The sequence below is a fragment of the Pseudomonas sp. GQ91 genome (assembly GCF_059758795.1).
In genome coordinates, this window is sequence record NZ_JCAXED010000002.1 from 127914 (window position 1) to 143155 (window position 15242).

At 59.9% G+C, this 15242-nt stretch carries 14 protein-coding genes and 1 other RNA gene; 9 read left to right on the plus strand and 6 right to left on the minus strand.

The features are described 5' to 3' along the window. Window positions 1-202 precede the first annotated feature (202 nt). Window positions 203-556: RNase P RNA component class A (gene rnpB, locus AC6CIA_RS02705), an RNA gene on the minus strand. Between the two features lie 95 nt (window positions 557-651). Continuing rightward, on the minus strand, window positions 652-1557 hold the full coding sequence (rsmI, locus tag AC6CIA_RS02710) for a 16S rRNA (cytidine(1402)-2'-O)-methyltransferase (protein WP_498310518.1): 906 nt from the start codon (window positions 1555-1557) through the stop codon (window positions 652-654). A 186-nt stretch (window positions 1558-1743) separates the two neighbouring features. On the opposite strand from rsmI, the gene AC6CIA_RS02715 reads away from it, so the two are divergent. The 4 genes from AC6CIA_RS02715 to AC6CIA_RS02730 all read left to right on the plus strand — a co-directional run bounded on the left by AC6CIA_RS02715 (window position 1744) and on the right by AC6CIA_RS02730 (window position 5203). Beyond that, window positions 1744-3555 carry a penicillin-binding protein activator gene (locus AC6CIA_RS02715; protein ID WP_498310519.1) on the plus strand — a complete coding sequence of 604 codons (1812 nt, stop codon included), beginning with the start codon at window positions 1744-1746 and terminating at the stop codon, window positions 3553-3555. Next, on the plus strand, window positions 3555-3926 hold the full coding sequence (locus tag AC6CIA_RS02720) for a YraN family protein (RefSeq protein ID WP_339528869.1): 372 nt from the start codon (window positions 3555-3557) through the stop codon (window positions 3924-3926). Before AC6CIA_RS02715 ends, AC6CIA_RS02720 begins: the two co-directional genes overlap by 1 nt. 105 nt (window positions 3927-4031) lie before the next feature. Beyond that, the gene (locus AC6CIA_RS02725; RefSeq protein WP_003171862.1) at window positions 4032-4625 is read left to right on the plus strand and encodes a phosphoheptose isomerase; all 594 of its coding nucleotides are present in this window, start codon (window positions 4032-4034) and stop codon (window positions 4623-4625) included. Beyond that, on the plus strand, window positions 4622-5203 hold the full coding sequence (locus AC6CIA_RS02730; protein WP_498310520.1) for a BON domain-containing protein: 582 nt from the start codon (window positions 4622-4624) through the stop codon (window positions 5201-5203). Before AC6CIA_RS02725 ends, AC6CIA_RS02730 begins: the two co-directional genes overlap by 4 nt. Window positions 5204-5271: 68 nt before the next feature. On the opposite strand, the gene AC6CIA_RS02735 is transcribed toward AC6CIA_RS02730, so the two are convergent. After that, entirely contained in the window at window positions 5272-6039 is a 768-nt protein-coding gene (locus tag AC6CIA_RS02735; RefSeq protein WP_339528871.1) for a YiaD family glycine zipper/OmpA-like lipoprotein, read from the minus strand. Between the two features lie 210 nt (window positions 6040-6249). Beyond that, entirely contained in the window at window positions 6250-6894 is a 645-nt protein-coding gene (locus AC6CIA_RS02740; RefSeq protein ID WP_498310521.1) for an MBL fold metallo-hydrolase, read from the minus strand. Window positions 6895-7099: 205 nt separating this feature from the next. Here AC6CIA_RS02740 and AC6CIA_RS02745 point away from each other — a divergent pair, with 205 nt between their 5' ends. The 5 genes from AC6CIA_RS02745 to AC6CIA_RS02765 are packed head-to-tail and all read left to right on the plus strand — an operon-like array spanning window position 7100 to window position 10916. Next, window positions 7100-7696, plus strand: coding sequence for a paraquat-inducible protein A (locus tag AC6CIA_RS02745; protein ID WP_498310522.1), 597 nt, complete (start codon window positions 7100-7102; stop codon window positions 7694-7696). Then, complete coding sequence (locus AC6CIA_RS02750) at window positions 7693-8337, plus strand: paraquat-inducible protein A (protein ID WP_498310523.1); 645 nt, start codon at window positions 7693-7695, stop codon at window positions 8335-8337. Before AC6CIA_RS02745 ends, AC6CIA_RS02750 begins: the two co-directional genes overlap by 4 nt. After that, window positions 8318-9973 carry a PqiB family protein gene (locus tag AC6CIA_RS02755; RefSeq protein ID WP_498310524.1) on the plus strand — a complete coding sequence of 552 codons (1656 nt, stop codon included), beginning with the start codon at window positions 8318-8320 and terminating at the stop codon, window positions 9971-9973. Before AC6CIA_RS02750 ends, AC6CIA_RS02755 begins: the two co-directional genes overlap by 20 nt. Before the next feature lie 17 nt (window positions 9974-9990). After that, complete coding sequence (locus AC6CIA_RS02760; RefSeq protein WP_498310525.1) at window positions 9991-10548, plus strand: PqiC family protein; 558 nt, start codon at window positions 9991-9993, stop codon at window positions 10546-10548. Between the two features lie 23 nt (window positions 10549-10571). After that, window positions 10572-10916, plus strand: coding sequence for a hypothetical protein (locus AC6CIA_RS02765; RefSeq protein WP_339528877.1), 345 nt, complete (start codon window positions 10572-10574; stop codon window positions 10914-10916). Between the two features lie 6 nt (window positions 10917-10922). Here the strand turns inward: AC6CIA_RS02765 and AC6CIA_RS02770 are convergent, their stop codons facing one another. Together AC6CIA_RS02770 and AC6CIA_RS02775 are read right to left on the minus strand one after the other, a co-directional pair. Continuing rightward, window positions 10923-13661, minus strand: coding sequence for a winged helix-turn-helix domain-containing protein (locus AC6CIA_RS02770; RefSeq protein ID WP_498310526.1), 2739 nt, complete (start codon window positions 13659-13661; stop codon window positions 10923-10925). Between the two features lie 214 nt (window positions 13662-13875). Next, window positions 13876-15240, minus strand: a complete 1365-nt coding sequence (locus tag AC6CIA_RS02775) for a DUF1329 domain-containing protein (RefSeq protein WP_498310527.1) — start codon at window positions 15238-15240, stop codon at window positions 13876-13878. Window positions 15241-15242: the final 2 nt, after the last annotated feature.

The window sequence follows — 15242 nt, forward strand, 5'->3', positions numbered from 1 at the left end:
AAAGGAAGAGAAACGAGAGTTTGGCAATGTTTTTGACTCGACAAGCCAAGACAGCTCAAAGAGTTAAAGCCTGAACTTAAAGTAATTTATTAAGAGTAAGATTTTTTTGGTATTACGAAGACGCGTCTGCCATTGATTTGGCAGGGAGGGATTCTTGCGTTACTACCGGTTTTCTACCCGAGACTCGCGTAGAAGGAAAAAGGTGGAGAGTCGATCTATAAGCCGGGTTCTGTCTTGAACAGTCATTCGTCTACGATGGCCATCACTGGACATCTTTAGCAACCTACCCGGTTCCAGCGCGGGCCACGCCTTGGAACCCTATTTGGTCTTGCTCCAAGTGGGGTTTACCTAGCCACGAACTGTTGCCAGTCGTGCGGTGCGCTCTTACCGCACCTTTTCACCCTTACCGGCACCGAAGTGCTTAGGCGGTTATTTTCTGTGGCACTTTCCGTAGGCTCACGCCCCCCAGGCATTACCTGGCACTTCGCCCTATGGAGCCCGGACTTTCCTCCCCCCCCTAATTTTCATAGAGGGCAGCGACTGTCCAATCGACTCTCCGCCGCGAAGGTTAACGGCACGGCGCCCTCAGGACAAGCATTAAAAGACAGCATTGCCATCACCTTCCGACGTCGTGCAGGTCCAGGCGCGGAACTATTTGTCCTTTTGCTTATCCAGCGCGACCTGATACAGCACGTTCTTGCGCACCCCGGTTATTTCCGCCGCCAGCGCAGCGGCGCGCTTGAGCGGCATTTCCTTGAGCAGCAAATCGAGGACGCGCATGGCTTCGCTGCCCACCGCATCTTCGGATTCCGGCGCTGTCCAGCCTGCGACCAGTACCACGCACTCGCCACGCTGCTGGTTGCTGTCAGCCTCGACGAATTCGCGCAGCGCCTCAAGCGGCAGGCCCTTGAGGGTTTCAAAGGTTTTGGTCAGCTCCCGCGCCAGCAAGGCCAGACGCTCGCCGCCGAACACCCGTTCCATGTCTTGCAGGCACTCAAGAATGCGATGCGGGGCTTCGTAGAAGATCAGCGTGCGCGGCTCCTCCTTTAATAGCTCAAGCCGCGCCCGGCGCCCCACGGCCTTGGCGGGCAGAAACCCCTCGAAAATGAAACGGTCCGACGGCAGGCCCGCCGCCGATAATGCGGCGATCAGCGCGCACGCACCTGGAACAGGGACTACTTTGATTCCCGCAGCGCGCGCCTGACGCACCAAGTGGTAGCCCGGATCGGAGATAAGTGGCGTGCCGGCATCAGAAATCAACGCCACGTCATCGCCGGCGAGCAACCGCGTAATAAAGCGACTGCCCTCTTCACGCTCGTTGTGTTCATGGCAGGCAGCCAATGGCGTGGTGATCCCAAAATGCTGGAGCAACCGCAGGGAATGCCGAGTGTCCTCAGCCGCAATCAATTTGGCTTCGCGCAACACTTTCAATGCCCGCGCACTGATATCGTCCAGATTGCCAATGGGCGTCGCCACCACAAAAAGCGAGCCTGCAGTGGAATTCAAAGGACCCGGAGCAGTCAAAGCGCACACCTCAATGATTGGCAAAAGCCACATTGTAACGCGTAGACGCCAAAAAAATGCGTCACCGAACAGGCGCTCGACCCGCGTGTTTGTTGCGCGCCGTGACGTCCCGCAACATTTACACGATCTAAATCGACGGTTTCATGCCAGTAACATCGCGCCCCGGCCAGTGCTTGGGTACAATTCCACGCTAATTTGATCGGTATCAGGAACACTTACATGATCGCTTGCCTGCGGCTGTTCTCTGCCTTCTGCCTCGCTGCCCTGTTGGCGGCTTGCGCCAGCTCGCCCTCGTCAAGCCTTGGCGAACTCCCACGGACCCCGGATGCCAGTATCGAGCAGTTGCTCGAACAGGCGACTTCGGCCAAGACACCGGAAAAAGCCGCACTGTTGCGCCTGAGCGCGGCGGACATGGCATTTCAGCAGAACAACCCCGGACGTTCCGCGCAGATCCTGGCGCAAGTGCCCATGGACAGCCTGAAACCCGCCGCCCAGGTATTTGCCAGTACCTTGACGGCGGAGCTGGCCATGACCCGCAACCAGCCCAAGGCAGCCTTGACGGCACTGCAGCACCCAAGCCTGCAAAACCTTGCAGAGCTGCCGCCGGAGCAACAGATTCGCACCGGCACCGTGCATGCGCGCGCCTACGAGGCCGATGGCCAGATCATGGCCGCGGCTCGCGAGCGTGTCGCCATGGCCCCGCTGCTGACCGGCGAAGCGGCCGCGCGTAATCATGAGGCGATCTGGACCTTGATCGCTGCCGTGCCTGCCGAGCAGTTGCAAGCCACCGGCAATCCGACCCTGGATGGCTGGATCAGCCTGGTCCAGGCGATCAAGAGCGCGGGTACCCTGGAACAGCAGCAAGCCGCGATCGATACCTGGCGCTCGCAAAATCCTGCGCATCCAGCCGCCGTGAACTTGCCGACGCCCTTGGTCAAGCTCAAGGAACTCGCCAGTCAGCCCCTGAACAAGATCGCCCTGCTGTTGCCCCAGGAAGGCCCGCTGGCGAATGTGGCCAAGGCGCTGCGCGAAGGCTTCATGGCCGCGCACTATCAGGCGGAGCAGGCCGGACAGAAACCACCGGTCATCGAGTTTTATGACACCTCGCGCCTGACCTCCATCGACGACTTCTACAGCAAGGCCCAGGCTGCCGGCGTGCAACTGGTGATCGGTCCGCTGGAGAAGCCGCTGGTCAAGCAACTCAGCGCCCGCGCGCAGTTGCCGATTACCACCCTCGCCCTGAACTACAGCGAAACCGAGCAGGGTCCGCCTCAACTGTTCCAGTTCGGCCTGGCCGCGGAAGACGAAGCGCGCGAAGTATCGCGCCGGGCCCGCGCCGACGGCTTGCACCGCGCCGCCGCCATGGTGCCGAAAGGTGAATGGGGCGACCGCGTATTCAACGCCTTCCGCCAGGACTGGGAAGCCCACGGCGGCACCATAATCGGTGTCGAGCACGTCGACCAACCTGTCGCATTGGCCCAGCAGATCGCTGATTTGTTCAAGCTGCGCCAAAGCGAAGGTCGCGCCAAGAGCCTGCAAAGCACGGTCGGAACCGAGGTGGCTGCACAACCGTCGCGCAGCCGCGATATCGAGTTCATCTTCCTTGCCGTAACGCCACAGCAAGCCCAGCAGATCAAGCCGACCCTGAACTTCCAATACGCGGGCGATGTACCGGTGTATGCCACTTCCCACGTGTTCAGCGCCAGTGGCGACATCAACCAGTACAAAGACATGACCGGCGTGATGTTCTGCGAGACGCCGTGGCTGCTCGATACTTCCAACCCACTGCGCAATCAGGTTGCCGCACAATGGCCACAAGCCAATGGCAGCCTGGGCCGTCTTTTTGCGATGGGCGCCGATGCGTACCAACTGGCACCGCGACTGGGCCAACTCAAGGCGCTGCCGGACACTCGCATTGATGGCCTTTCCGGCAGCCTGGGCATGAGCCCGAGCCAACGGATCGAACGTCAGATGCCATGGGCGCAGTTTGTCAGCGGACAGGTTCAACGCCTGCCTGACACGCCGCGCTGATGCCCCAGCGGACCCGTTCTCAAAGCGGCAAGGACGCCGAACGCCAGGCACTTGAACACTTGCAACAACAGGGTCTGCGCCTCCTGGCGCAGAACTGGTTGTGTAAACGCGGCGAGCTTGATCTGGTCATGCTTGACGGCGATACAGTAGTATTCGTCGAAGTCCGCTACAGAAAACACGCACAATGGGGTGGCGCGCTCGCGAGTATCGACGGGCGCAAGCGTCAAAAGCTGATACTCGCCGCGCAGTTTTTCCTGCTCAGTGAACATCGCTGGGCCGACTCTCCCTGCCGTTTCGATGTGGTAGCCATAGAATGCGCCCCGCACGGAACCGCTGACCTGAACTGGTTGCGCAACGCCTTTGACGGCTGAGCAATACCCAGGCCGGCGCGGATATCTTTACCGCACACTTTTGCTCTTTGCTTTGCGGGCTGCACATTTTTGTGCCAAACAGCCGCGCTACTTAAGGTCACACAGATGGACATGCAATCCCGAATTCGCCAGCTTTTCCAGGCCAGTATCGATACCAAGCAACAGGCGATGGACGTACTTGCACCGCACATCGAGCAAGCCAGCCAGGTCATGGTCAACGCCCTGCTCAACGAGGGCAAAATGCTTTCGTGCGGCAATGGCGGTTCGGCCGGCGACGCCCAGCATTTCTCCTCCGAGCTGCTCAACCGTTTCGAGCGTGAGCGCCCGAGCCTGCCGGCCATCGCCCTGACCACCGATTCCTCGACGATCACCTCGATCGCCAACGATTACAGTTACAACGAAATCTTTTCCAAACAAATCCGCGCCCTCGGCCAACCGGGCGACGTGTTGCTGGCGATTTCCACCAGTGGCAACTCGGCGAATATTATTCAAGCGATCCAGGCCGCACATGATCGTGAAATGATTGTCGTAGCATTGACCGGGCGCGATGGCGGCGGCATGGCCTCGCTGCTGTTGCCCGAAGACGTGGAGATACGCGTCCCGGCGAATGTCACCGCACGTATTCAGGAAGTCCATCTGCTGACGATCCATTGCCTGTGTGATCTGATCGACAGCCAACTGTTCGGGAGTGAAGAATGACCGTTAACCGCCTCAGCCTATTGGCCCTCACGCTGTGCCTCGGCATCAGCGGCTGCAGCTCGGTAATCACTGCGAGCCGCGACACGCCGATCCAGGATGATCGAGGTACCCGCACCTTCGGCAGCAAGATCGATGACTCGCTGATCGAAACCAAGGTCTCCGTCAATGTCGCCAAAGCCAGCCCGGACCTGGGCAACGGGGCGTCGCGCATAGTCGTGACCAGCTATAACGGCGTGGTGCTGCTCGCAGGACAAACCCCGCGCGAAGACCTCAAGACCCAGGCCGAACAAGCCGCCTCAACCGTTCAGCGGGTCAAGAAGGTCCACAACGAATTGCAGGTCATGCAACCCATCACGCTGCTGGCAATCAGCAACGATGCCGTGCTGACCACCAAGATCAAGACGCAGATGCTGGCCGATAGCGCGATTCCCGGATCACGGATCAAGGTCATCACCGATAACGGCATCGTTTACATGATGGGTCTGCTGACCCAGCAGGAAGCCACCCGCGCCACTAACCTGGTGCAAGGTGTCTCCGGCGTACAGAAGATTGTGAAGCTGTTCGAATACATCGACTGATGTAACCGGCAGCCACAAAAAAGGGCGCCGCGCATTGACTGCACGGCGCCCTTTTTCACGTCCTGCGTTTACTGGTACTGCTGGTACGGATTGCCCTGGAACTCGTTGTTTTGCTGGGGGGCTTGCTGCTGGCCAGGCTGACCGTACTGCTGACCCGGGATCGGGCCAAGGTTGACCTCGACGCGACGGTTCTGGGCGCGACCATTGACATCTGCATTGCTGGCAATCGGATTATCCGGGCCGGCGCCACGTGCACTCAGGTTGGTCGGGCTGACGCCCTGGGATGTCAGATAGTTGGCGACGCTCTGCGCACGACGCTGGGACAGGTCCATGTTGTGCTGACGGCTACCGGTACTGTCGGTATAACCCACGATCTGAATGGTGTTCTGGTTGAACTGCTTGAGGGAGCCAGCCAGATTGTTCAGCGGTGTATAGAAACTGCTGGCAATCGCGGCCGAGTCAGTGGCGAAGGTGATATTACCCGGCATGATCAACTTGATCTGATCGCCCTGGCGCTGCACCTCGACCCCGGTATTGGCCATGCTTTCACGCAATTTCTTTTCCTGCTGGTCGGCATAATAGCCGTAACCCGCAGCGCCCATCCCGGCGACGGCAGCGCCAATCAGCGCGCCCTTGCCACGGTTGTCATGGTTAATGGCCGCACCCGCCAATGCACCGGCCAATGCACCGAGTCCGCCGTATTTGGCGGTTTTACTCATGCCTTGTGATCCGTTGTTGGCCTGTCCTTGGCTGCCATCGTAAGGATTAGGGGAAGCACAGCCCGACAACAGGGCTACAGCCGTGGCAACAACAAGCAAACGACGCGAAGTGAACATGAAGAAAGCTCCTACTTTTGCATTCTGTGATGCAGAGGACATTGGCAATGGACCTATGCGGGGTTTGGAACGCGACAAACGGTAAAAATTCCGTGACTGTCCCGCACATGCAGCAAAGATGGCAGCGGCGTGCCTACGAAAACCGTAGCAGACGCCTGCAGAACTCGAGCTGTCTTTTTGCAACAACGCGTCTCGCCCCTCGCCCTGTCATCACGCCCGGACAAATGGGTTTTCGCGCATCTCGTCCCCCAGGCGCGTATCCGGGCCATGGCCAGTCACCACGGTCGCCGTCTCATCCAGGGTATACAGCCGCTGCTTGATGGACCGCACAATCGTCGCTTGATCTCCGCCCCACAGATCCGTACGGCCCACACCGCGCCGGAACAATGTATCGCCAGCAATCAGCAACTTGGCGTCGGCGAACCAGAAACTCATGGAACCGGGTGTATGCCCCGGCGTATGCAAGGCCACGCCGCAGCCACAAGCCAGCGCCTCATCATCCGCCAGCCAGCGATCCGGCGCCGGTACTGGCACGTAAGGCACACCAAACATCTGGCACTGCATTTCCAGGTTATCCCAGAGGAACTGGTCTTCCTTGTGCAGGTGCAGGGTGGCTCCAGTCTTTTCCTTCAACTGCCCGGAGGCCAGGAAATGATCAAGATGCGCATGGGTATGGATGATGCTCACCACTTTCAGACCCAGCGCATCGAGTCGCGCCAGGATCAACTCGGGATTGCCACCAGGATCGACCACGATCGCCTTTTTGCTGATGGAGTCGCCAATGATGGTGCAGTTGCACTGCAGCGGGCCGACGGGGAAGGTTTCGCGGATCAGCGCGGGGGTTGCGGGAGTCATGGGTGAGCCTGCGTGGGTCGTTTGCATGGTGTGGACATAGTAGGCCGGAGCGGCGCAACGATGAACCTTTGAATTGACCTTAATCCGGCGCTTGCACAGAAACAGGCGCCGAGGCCGCCAGCTGCTAAGCTTTTCAAGCGCCTTTCACTCAGTTGAAAACGCTCAATGGAACGCCCAGAGAACCTTAGTGTTTCGAGTGGAGCCTATGGCGAACGATAAACCGTTGATCATTTGTGAGCACTGCGACTGCGTGTATGAAAAAGTCACGCTCGCCAGACATCAGAAAACCCTCTGTAGCCGTTGTTCCGGCGTACTCCAGCGCTATAACGGCCTGTCAGTGGAGCAGCGCCTGGCGTTGACGGTGACCGCCTCGGTGTTATGGATCTTTGCCAATTTCTATCCGGTGATGAGCATCAGCCTGCAAGGCTTGAAGAACAGTGCCACGTTATGGGATTCGGTCGTGGCGCTGAGCTTGGGGCCGATCACCTTTATCGCGCTGGTGGCGGCGATATCCATCATCATCGCGCCGGTCTTTCAGTTGCTGTTGCTCATGTGGGTGTTGAGTTTCGCCTTGGCGGGCAAGCGTTCACCCGCCTTCAAGCCCTGCATGCGCTGGCTGGAAGCGCTCAGGCCGTGGAGCATGCTGGAGGTTTGTCTGCTGGGAGCGATGGTGGCCGTGTTCAAACTGGCGGGGATGCTCGATGTGCTGCCGGGGATCGGTCTCTTCGCGCTGGCCGCCCTCAGTCTGCTGCTGATCCGGATTGCCGGGCGGGATGTCCGGGATCTGTGGGAGACCTTATGAACAGGCCGCCGACCGCAGGCGAACTCAACCTCTGCCTGTGCCATGGGTGCGGGCTGGCGTGCGACATGCGCGATGAGCCTGAAGCATGCGAGCGCTGCGGCGCTGCCTTGCATCGGCGCAAGAGCAACTCCCTGACCCGCACCTGGGCCTACCTGCTCACGGCGCTGGTGCTTTACGTGCCCGCCAATCTATTGCCGGTGATGAACACCACGATGCTCGGTTCAGGCGCTGACAGCACTATCATGAGCGGCGTGCTGGAGTTCTGGCAGCACGGCGCCTGGGATATCGCGGTGATCATTTTCATCGCCAGTATTGCGGTGCCGGGAATCAAGTTCGTGGTGCTGAGCCTGCTGCTGGTGACGGTACAACGCAACAGCCAGTGGGCGCGCAAGGAGCGTTCGAAGCTGTATCGCTTCGTCGAACTGATCGGTTACTGGTCAATGCTCGATGTAATCGTGGTCGCCCTGGTTGCTGCGTTGGTGAAGTTTCAGGCGCTGGGCACCATCGAACCGCGCCTGGGCATTCTGTTCTTTGGCCTGGTGGTGGTATTCACCATGTTGTCGGCCATGAGTTTCGACCCGCGCCTTATCTGGGAAAACCCACACCTTGAGGAGATCGCAGATGAAGTCGCAGACCACTGACGGGCCGCAAGCCCCGGGACAAGCCGCGCTCAAGACCCGTCGCTTCAGCGTGTCACTGGTATGGATCGTGCCGATCGTCGCGGTGCTGGTGGGCCTCTCGCTGGTCGTCCATAACATTCTGCAGGAAGGTCCGACCATCACCGTCACCTTCAAGACCGGCAGCGGCCTGACCGCCAACAAAACCGAAGTCAAATACCGCAACGTGGTGATCGGGCAGGTCACTGGCGTCGCCCTGAGCAATGATCAGAAAAGCGTCAACGCCACCATCAAGCTCGCCAAGCAGGCTGAAAGCTTCACCCGGGAAGATTCGCAATTCTGGGTGGTACGTCCACGTATCGGCGCCGGTGGGGTTTCCGGCATCGACACACTGCTCTCCGGCGACTACATCGGTGCGGATATCGGCCAGTCGAACAGCCGCGCCAAGCAGTTCAAGGGCCTGGAAAACCCACCGGCCATCACCTACGGCGAACCGGGCAAGCGTTTCACGCTACACACCGAGGACCTGGGCTCGTTGGATATCGGTTCGCCGGTGTACTACCGCAAGATTCCCGTCGGGCAAGTCGTGGCCTACGCCTTGGACGCTGACGGCAAGGGCGTGGACATCGACGTATTCATCCATGCGCCCAACGACGTCTACGTCACTGAAAACACCCGTTTCTGGAACGCCAGCGGCATCGACGTGAGCGTCGGCGCCAACGGTTTCGCACTCAAGACCGAGTCCTTGTCGACTCTGCTGGTGGGCGGCATCGCTTTCCGGGCGCCGGACTACAGTCCCAACGACAAACCCGCCGCAGAGGAATACGCCTATGAACTGTTCGCCGATCAGCAAAGTGCCCTCGCACCGCCCAACGGCCAGGCGCAATACCTGAGCCTGCGTTTTGACCAGGCGTTGCGCGGCCTCAAGGTCGGTGCCCCGGTGGAGTTCCTGGGCATCGAGTTTGGCAAGGTGGTTGCCATCAACCTGGATTTCGACGCCAGGAAACGCAGCTTCCCGGTGAATGTCGGCATCGTGATCTACCCGCAACGACTCGGCCAGGCCCATACCAAGATGCTCAAGGTGTTGAATCATGACCCCAACGATGAGGCGGCGGGTGTCCGCCTGATCGGCACGTTCATCGAAAACGGCTTACGTGCCCAGGCACGTAGCGGCAACTTGTTGACGGGCCAGTTGTACATCGCCCTGGACTTCTACCCGAAGGCCGAAAAAGTCACGTTTGACGCAAAGGTACGCCCCGTCAGCATTCCAACCGTTCCGGGCAATCTGGAACAACTGCAGGAAAAACTCGAAGGCATCGTGGATAAAATCAACCAATTGCCTATTGAACGTATCGCCGGAAATCTTGACGGCAACCTCGTCGAACTGCGCAAAGGCCTCGCCCAATTCAATGCCAAGACCCTGCCTGGCGTACAAACCACCTTGGGCGACGTCAGCAAGACCTTGCGATCGGCCAGCGCGACGCTGGCCGAAGACTCGCCGCAGCGCGAACAGTTGACCCAGACCCTGAGCGAGCTTGAACGCATGTCGCGCTCGTTGCGCGAACTCTCGGACTACCTGGGAAGACATCCGGAATCGCTGATTCGCGGCCGCCCCGACAATGCCGCGCCGCGGGATCTGCAAGGGCCACCGCGTAACTGACCACAGGAGCAACCACCATGGTTTTCTCGTTAAGAATCGCGCTGGTCACTACCGGGCTATTGCTGCTCGGGGCCTGTCGCAGCGAGCCGATCCAATTCCATACCCTGACTCCCGCCCACGACGTTACGCCCGCGCAGGGCGCGGAGATCCAGATCGAGAGCATCAGCGTTCCGCCCCAGGTCGACCGGCCGCAAGTAGTGATCCGCCAAGGGGACAGTGGCGTGGCGATTCTCGAAACCCAGTGGTGGGCCGCCAGCCTTGTGGATGAACTGCGCAGCGCCCTGGCCGAGCAACTGACCAGCAGCAACCCCGGGCCTCACGTCTCCGTGCGCCTGGACGTACAGCGCTTTGACTCGATTCCCGGCCAGTACGCGCTGCTTGACGTCAAATGGCGCCTGCGCCGAAGCGGCGCAGACGCACGCCCGCTGCAGACCTGCCGCACAGTACTGCAATCGCCCGCTGGCTCGGGCATCGACGAACTGGTGATTGCCCATCAGAACAACATCAAACGGTTGGCCGCGGTGATTAACCAGGCCGCCGACCATGCAGCGGGTGGCTGTCCTGCCTCGCAGTGAGCAGTGAGCCGACGGGGTGAGCCATGCACAAATTCTGGAAACGCTATGTCCAACTGCTGGACAACGACCTGTGCACCAAGGTCTTCGACAACGTAAAGAACCTGTTGGTGTGCGCTCTGCTTTTTGCCGCGGGTACCGACGCACTGAGTGGAAACTATGAGCTTTTCCTCGGCGTCCTGGCGTCGAATCTGGCGGGATGGGGCCTGATCATCGTGTCGACCCTGCTGATGCTGCTGAACATCAGCGATGGCATCCGCAAACTTGCCAGACTGCGTTATCACCTGTTGCTGCAGATACTGCTGTTTCTGATTTATGCGCTGATCGCAGGACGGGTGGTGGAAATCGTCTGGAGCTTCAGGTCCCTGTAAACTTTCCTAGCCCAGCAACCCCATCTCCTGCGCCCGCGCCACCGCCTGGGTACGGCGCTCCACACCCAGCTTGCTGTTGATATGACTGGCGTGAGTCTTGACCGTATGCAGGGAGATAAACAGCTGGTTGCTGATTTCCTGGTTTGAGAAACCCTGCGCGATCAATTGCAACACCGCCAACTCTCGCCCGCTCAACGACTCGCAGGTGTGCGTGACTTCACTCGACACGCGTGGAGCGACGGTCGGTAACAGTACACACAGGCTTTGTCTCAGCAGGTCATTGGGCGCCAGGCTCAATTGCTCCCGCGTCCAGTCGGGATAACCTTCCAAAATGCGCTGGAAGGGTTGCAACGCACCGCCGCAGGCTGCTTGCAGGGCCTGGGCAAAAACCGCGCGGGCCAATGCGGCCTGGCCGCCATCCAGCAACAACGGTACCTGCTGAGTGAGTGCCATCACCGCAACCATCTGCCGGCCATTGTCTGTGGACTGCCGGGCCAGGGTTTCAAGGCGATGCCGTGCAGCTTCGGATTGGCCGCGCATGGCCTCCAACGCCGCTTGTTGCAGTTCGACATGTTGCGGCAGTTGCGGATGAAACTCCGGAGCGGCGGCGGCCTGGTCGCCGTTATAGGTTTGCCCCAGCCTGGTCAGCCAGGCTTCGGCCAGGTCGGTGCGGCCCTGAGCCAGCCACAACTCACATTTGACCAGGGTGATCATGGCCAAGTAGTAAATCGGCGGCACGTCCCAGATGTGCATCAGCCGTTCCGCCTCGGCCAGTTCGGAAAACGCCTTGGGAAAATCACCACGTCGGCCTTCGAGATTGGCGATCACGCAATGCCCAATCAGCACGCTGATGTCCCGGCAGGCACGCGCTTCGGCGATGCCGGCACGCAGACGCAGCATGCCGGCCTCGGGCTGGCTGCGCATCACCAGCAAATACCCTTCGTACAAGGCCAGGCGCGCTCGCACCGCGTAAAGACGCTGGGGCGCCAGGCCTTGCAAGCGTTGCAGGCCTTCACGCACTTCATCCAGCGCGCGCAGCGTTTCACCCCGGGCTTGCAGTACGCGTGCTCGGTCATAATGGGCCAACGCCTCGAACAGCGGGTTGCCGACCCGCTGCGCCAGTTCCAGCGACTCGCGATTCAGCCCGCGTGCGCGCCACAGGTCGGCGTCGACGATGGCCAGGTTGGACAGCGTCGACAAGCACATCAATCGCTGGCCATAACGTTTCTGCGGCAGGCTTTCCAGTGCCTCGCTGCAATACAACTGAGTCAACTCGCGGTTGCCGCGTCCACGGGCAATGATCCCGCTGAGGGCCAACCACTGGGCCAACATGGATTTCTGGGCAGTGGCCGATGGCGCCGGCAAAAAACGGCTGAGATGACTGGATAACTCTTCCGCCGCATCCAACTGACATGCCAGCCCAAGGGCCCAGCTGTAGAGCACGATCAAACGCGGTGTGCTGATCAACAAACTGTCAGGCAAGTCCATCTTCCAGCGCAGCAGCATGCCGACGTTCTGTTCGGCCAACAGTTGCTCTTCGGAGAGGTTTTGCACCAGGTTGGCCGCCACATCCAGATGACCGGCGCGCAGGGCCTGCTCCACCGCTTCATCCAGCAAACCCTGTGCATTGAACCAGCGACAGGCACGCAGATGCAGGCTGGCGGGTGGCAACATGGCGTTTGGCGAGCGCCGGGTACGCAGCAGATCGGAAAACAGGTGGTGATAACGGAACCAGTGGCCCTGCTCATCCAGCGGCACCAGGAAAACCTGATGGGATTGCAGGTAACGCAAGATTTCCGCGCTGTCATGGGCGTCGCGGATAGCGTCACACAGTTCGCTGCAAAAGCGCTCCTGCACAGCAGTGTCGTAGAGAAAACCCTGCACCTCCGGTGGCAGACAGTCGATCACCTCCTCCAGCAGATAATCGCGGATCAACCCTTCCCCGCCGTGCAAGCCTTGCGGCAAGTCGCCCTCACTGCCGGCTTCGGAGACCGCCAGCAACCAGAATCGCAAGCCAGCGACCCAGCCTTCGCTGCGACGAATCAGATTGTCCAGCGCTTCGCCACGCAATGAGCTGCTGTGGCGATCCAGCAGCGCCAGGGACTCTTCGTGGGTCAGGCGCAGGTCCTGCTCATGCAGTTCCAGCAGATGCCGGGACAGACGCAAGCGCGCCAGGTGCCAGTCGGGGCGCTGACGACTGGTGACCAGCACCAGCACGCCGTCGGGCAAATGATTGAGGAAAAATTGCAGGCAGCGGTCCAGGACCGGCCCCTGGGCCAGATGGTAATCATCCAATACCAGCAACAACGGTGCGCCTGGGGACAGGTGGACAGTTAACTCGTCGAGCAAACCATCCAGCCATTCCTCAAAGGCAAACGGTTGATGGCGCTGACGCATTTTCAACAGCCCCAACGCTTGAGCGCCCAACCGTGGAAAATACTGCTGAAGGCCATCGAGCAGGCGCTCCAGGAAGCGTCCAGGGTCGCTGTCCCGAGGACTGAGCCCCAGCCACAGACTTTGCCAATGAACGGGCAAACTCTGGCAAAACTCTACCGCCAACGAACTTTTGCCGAACCCGGCCGGCGCGCTGATCAGCAACAGTCGCCCCTCCAGGCCGGCGCTCAGGCGCTCGCACAGGCGAGGTCGCAACACGTAGCCATCGGGCAGTGGGGGACGATAGAAGCGCCCTTCCAGAGTGGGAGTTACCGCACTGGCAGGCCCTTGAATTCGGGACAGATCAGTCATCGCCGGGCTCTTGTGGAAGGCTGTGGTCGGCATTGCAGATGTCCGCAGACTATCGCTAAAAACGCGTGCTTTGTAGATTTTTGCGGCTTTTGTCGGAAAAAGACTACAACAAAACATCTCCGTGCCCTGTGGGCGGCAGCGTGCCCGCCAGACCGCAAAAAAAAACGCCCCGAGCGGGGCGTTTTTCCGAGGGTGCGGCCTCGTTTACAACGGGTTAGCGGACACCCTGCTGACGCAAGGCCGCCGGCGTAAACTCGCTGGTGGTAGCAGTGAAACCGAAGTCATAGGCTTTTTTCTCTTCGTTCTTCATGCCCAGTGCCAGGTAGCGGCCGGACTGCAAATCGTAGAGGGTTTCCAGGGCGTACCACGGCACTTGCTTATCATAGTAATTTTCGCCATGGGCTTCAGCGACACGCCACAGTTGACCACGACCATCGTAGTGATCGATCACGGCAGCCTGCCAAGTGTCTTCATCAATGTAGAAGTCACGCTTGGCATAAATGTGCCGCTGACCTTCCTTCAGCGTCGCAACCACGTGCCAGACGCGGCGCAACTCATAACGCGCCAGGTCCTGGTTGATGTGGCCCGCCTTGATGATGTCGGCGTACTTGAGCTTCGGATCGTCGAGTTTGTAGCTGTTGGAGGCGATGTAGATTTCCTTCTTGCCTTCCAGTTTCCAGTCGTAGCGATCCGGTGCGCCGTTGTACATGTCGAGGTTGTCGGACGTACGCAGACCATCGGCAGCGGTGCCTGGACCGTCATAGGACACTTGCGGCGCCCGGCGCACACGACGCTGACCGGCGTTGTAGACCCAGGCTGCACGCGGCTCCTTAACCTGGTCCAGGGTTTCGTGTACCAGCAGCACACCACCAGCCAGACGCGCCGGCGCAGTCACTTCCTGCTTGAAGTAAAACAGGATGTTGCCCGGGTTTGCCGGATCGTAGTCCTTCATTTTGTCGCGAAAGACGAACTGATCCTGGAAGTACACCAGGCTGTACGAGCCATTGGCCTGAGGCGTGGCCTGGGTGACCAGACGCTTCACACTGCCACCGCGGTAGCGTGTGATGTGGTTCCAGATGACCTCCACGCCGCTTTTCGGGATGGGGAACGGGACGGCTGTCTCGAAGTTTTCCAGCCCGTTACCGCCACCTACCAGCTTGGTCGCGGTGGCGTTTTTCTTGATCGAAGCGAATACATCCGCCGGCACGGTGGCCCCGCGATGGGTCGGATACACCGGCATCTTGAAGGTGTCAGGGTAGCGCTTGAACATCGCGTACTGCCCTGGCGCCAGCTGGTCTTTGTACTGCTCGACATTCTGCGCGGTGATGGTGAACTGCGGTTGCTCGCTGGCATACGGGTTGGCCAGGAAGCCCTTGTCATCCACGGCGCCAGCGTTGGTCGGCATCGGTTTCCAGGCCGGAATGGTGCCGGCAGCGTTACCGGCCATTTCCGCGCCCATTGGCGTCAATGTAGTGCCCAGCTTGGCGGCTTCATCCGCCGAGACTGCCGCCATGACGCTGCTGGCCATGATCGACAGTCCTAGCACACCCACGTGCAACAGACTTTTGGTTATTTTCATGT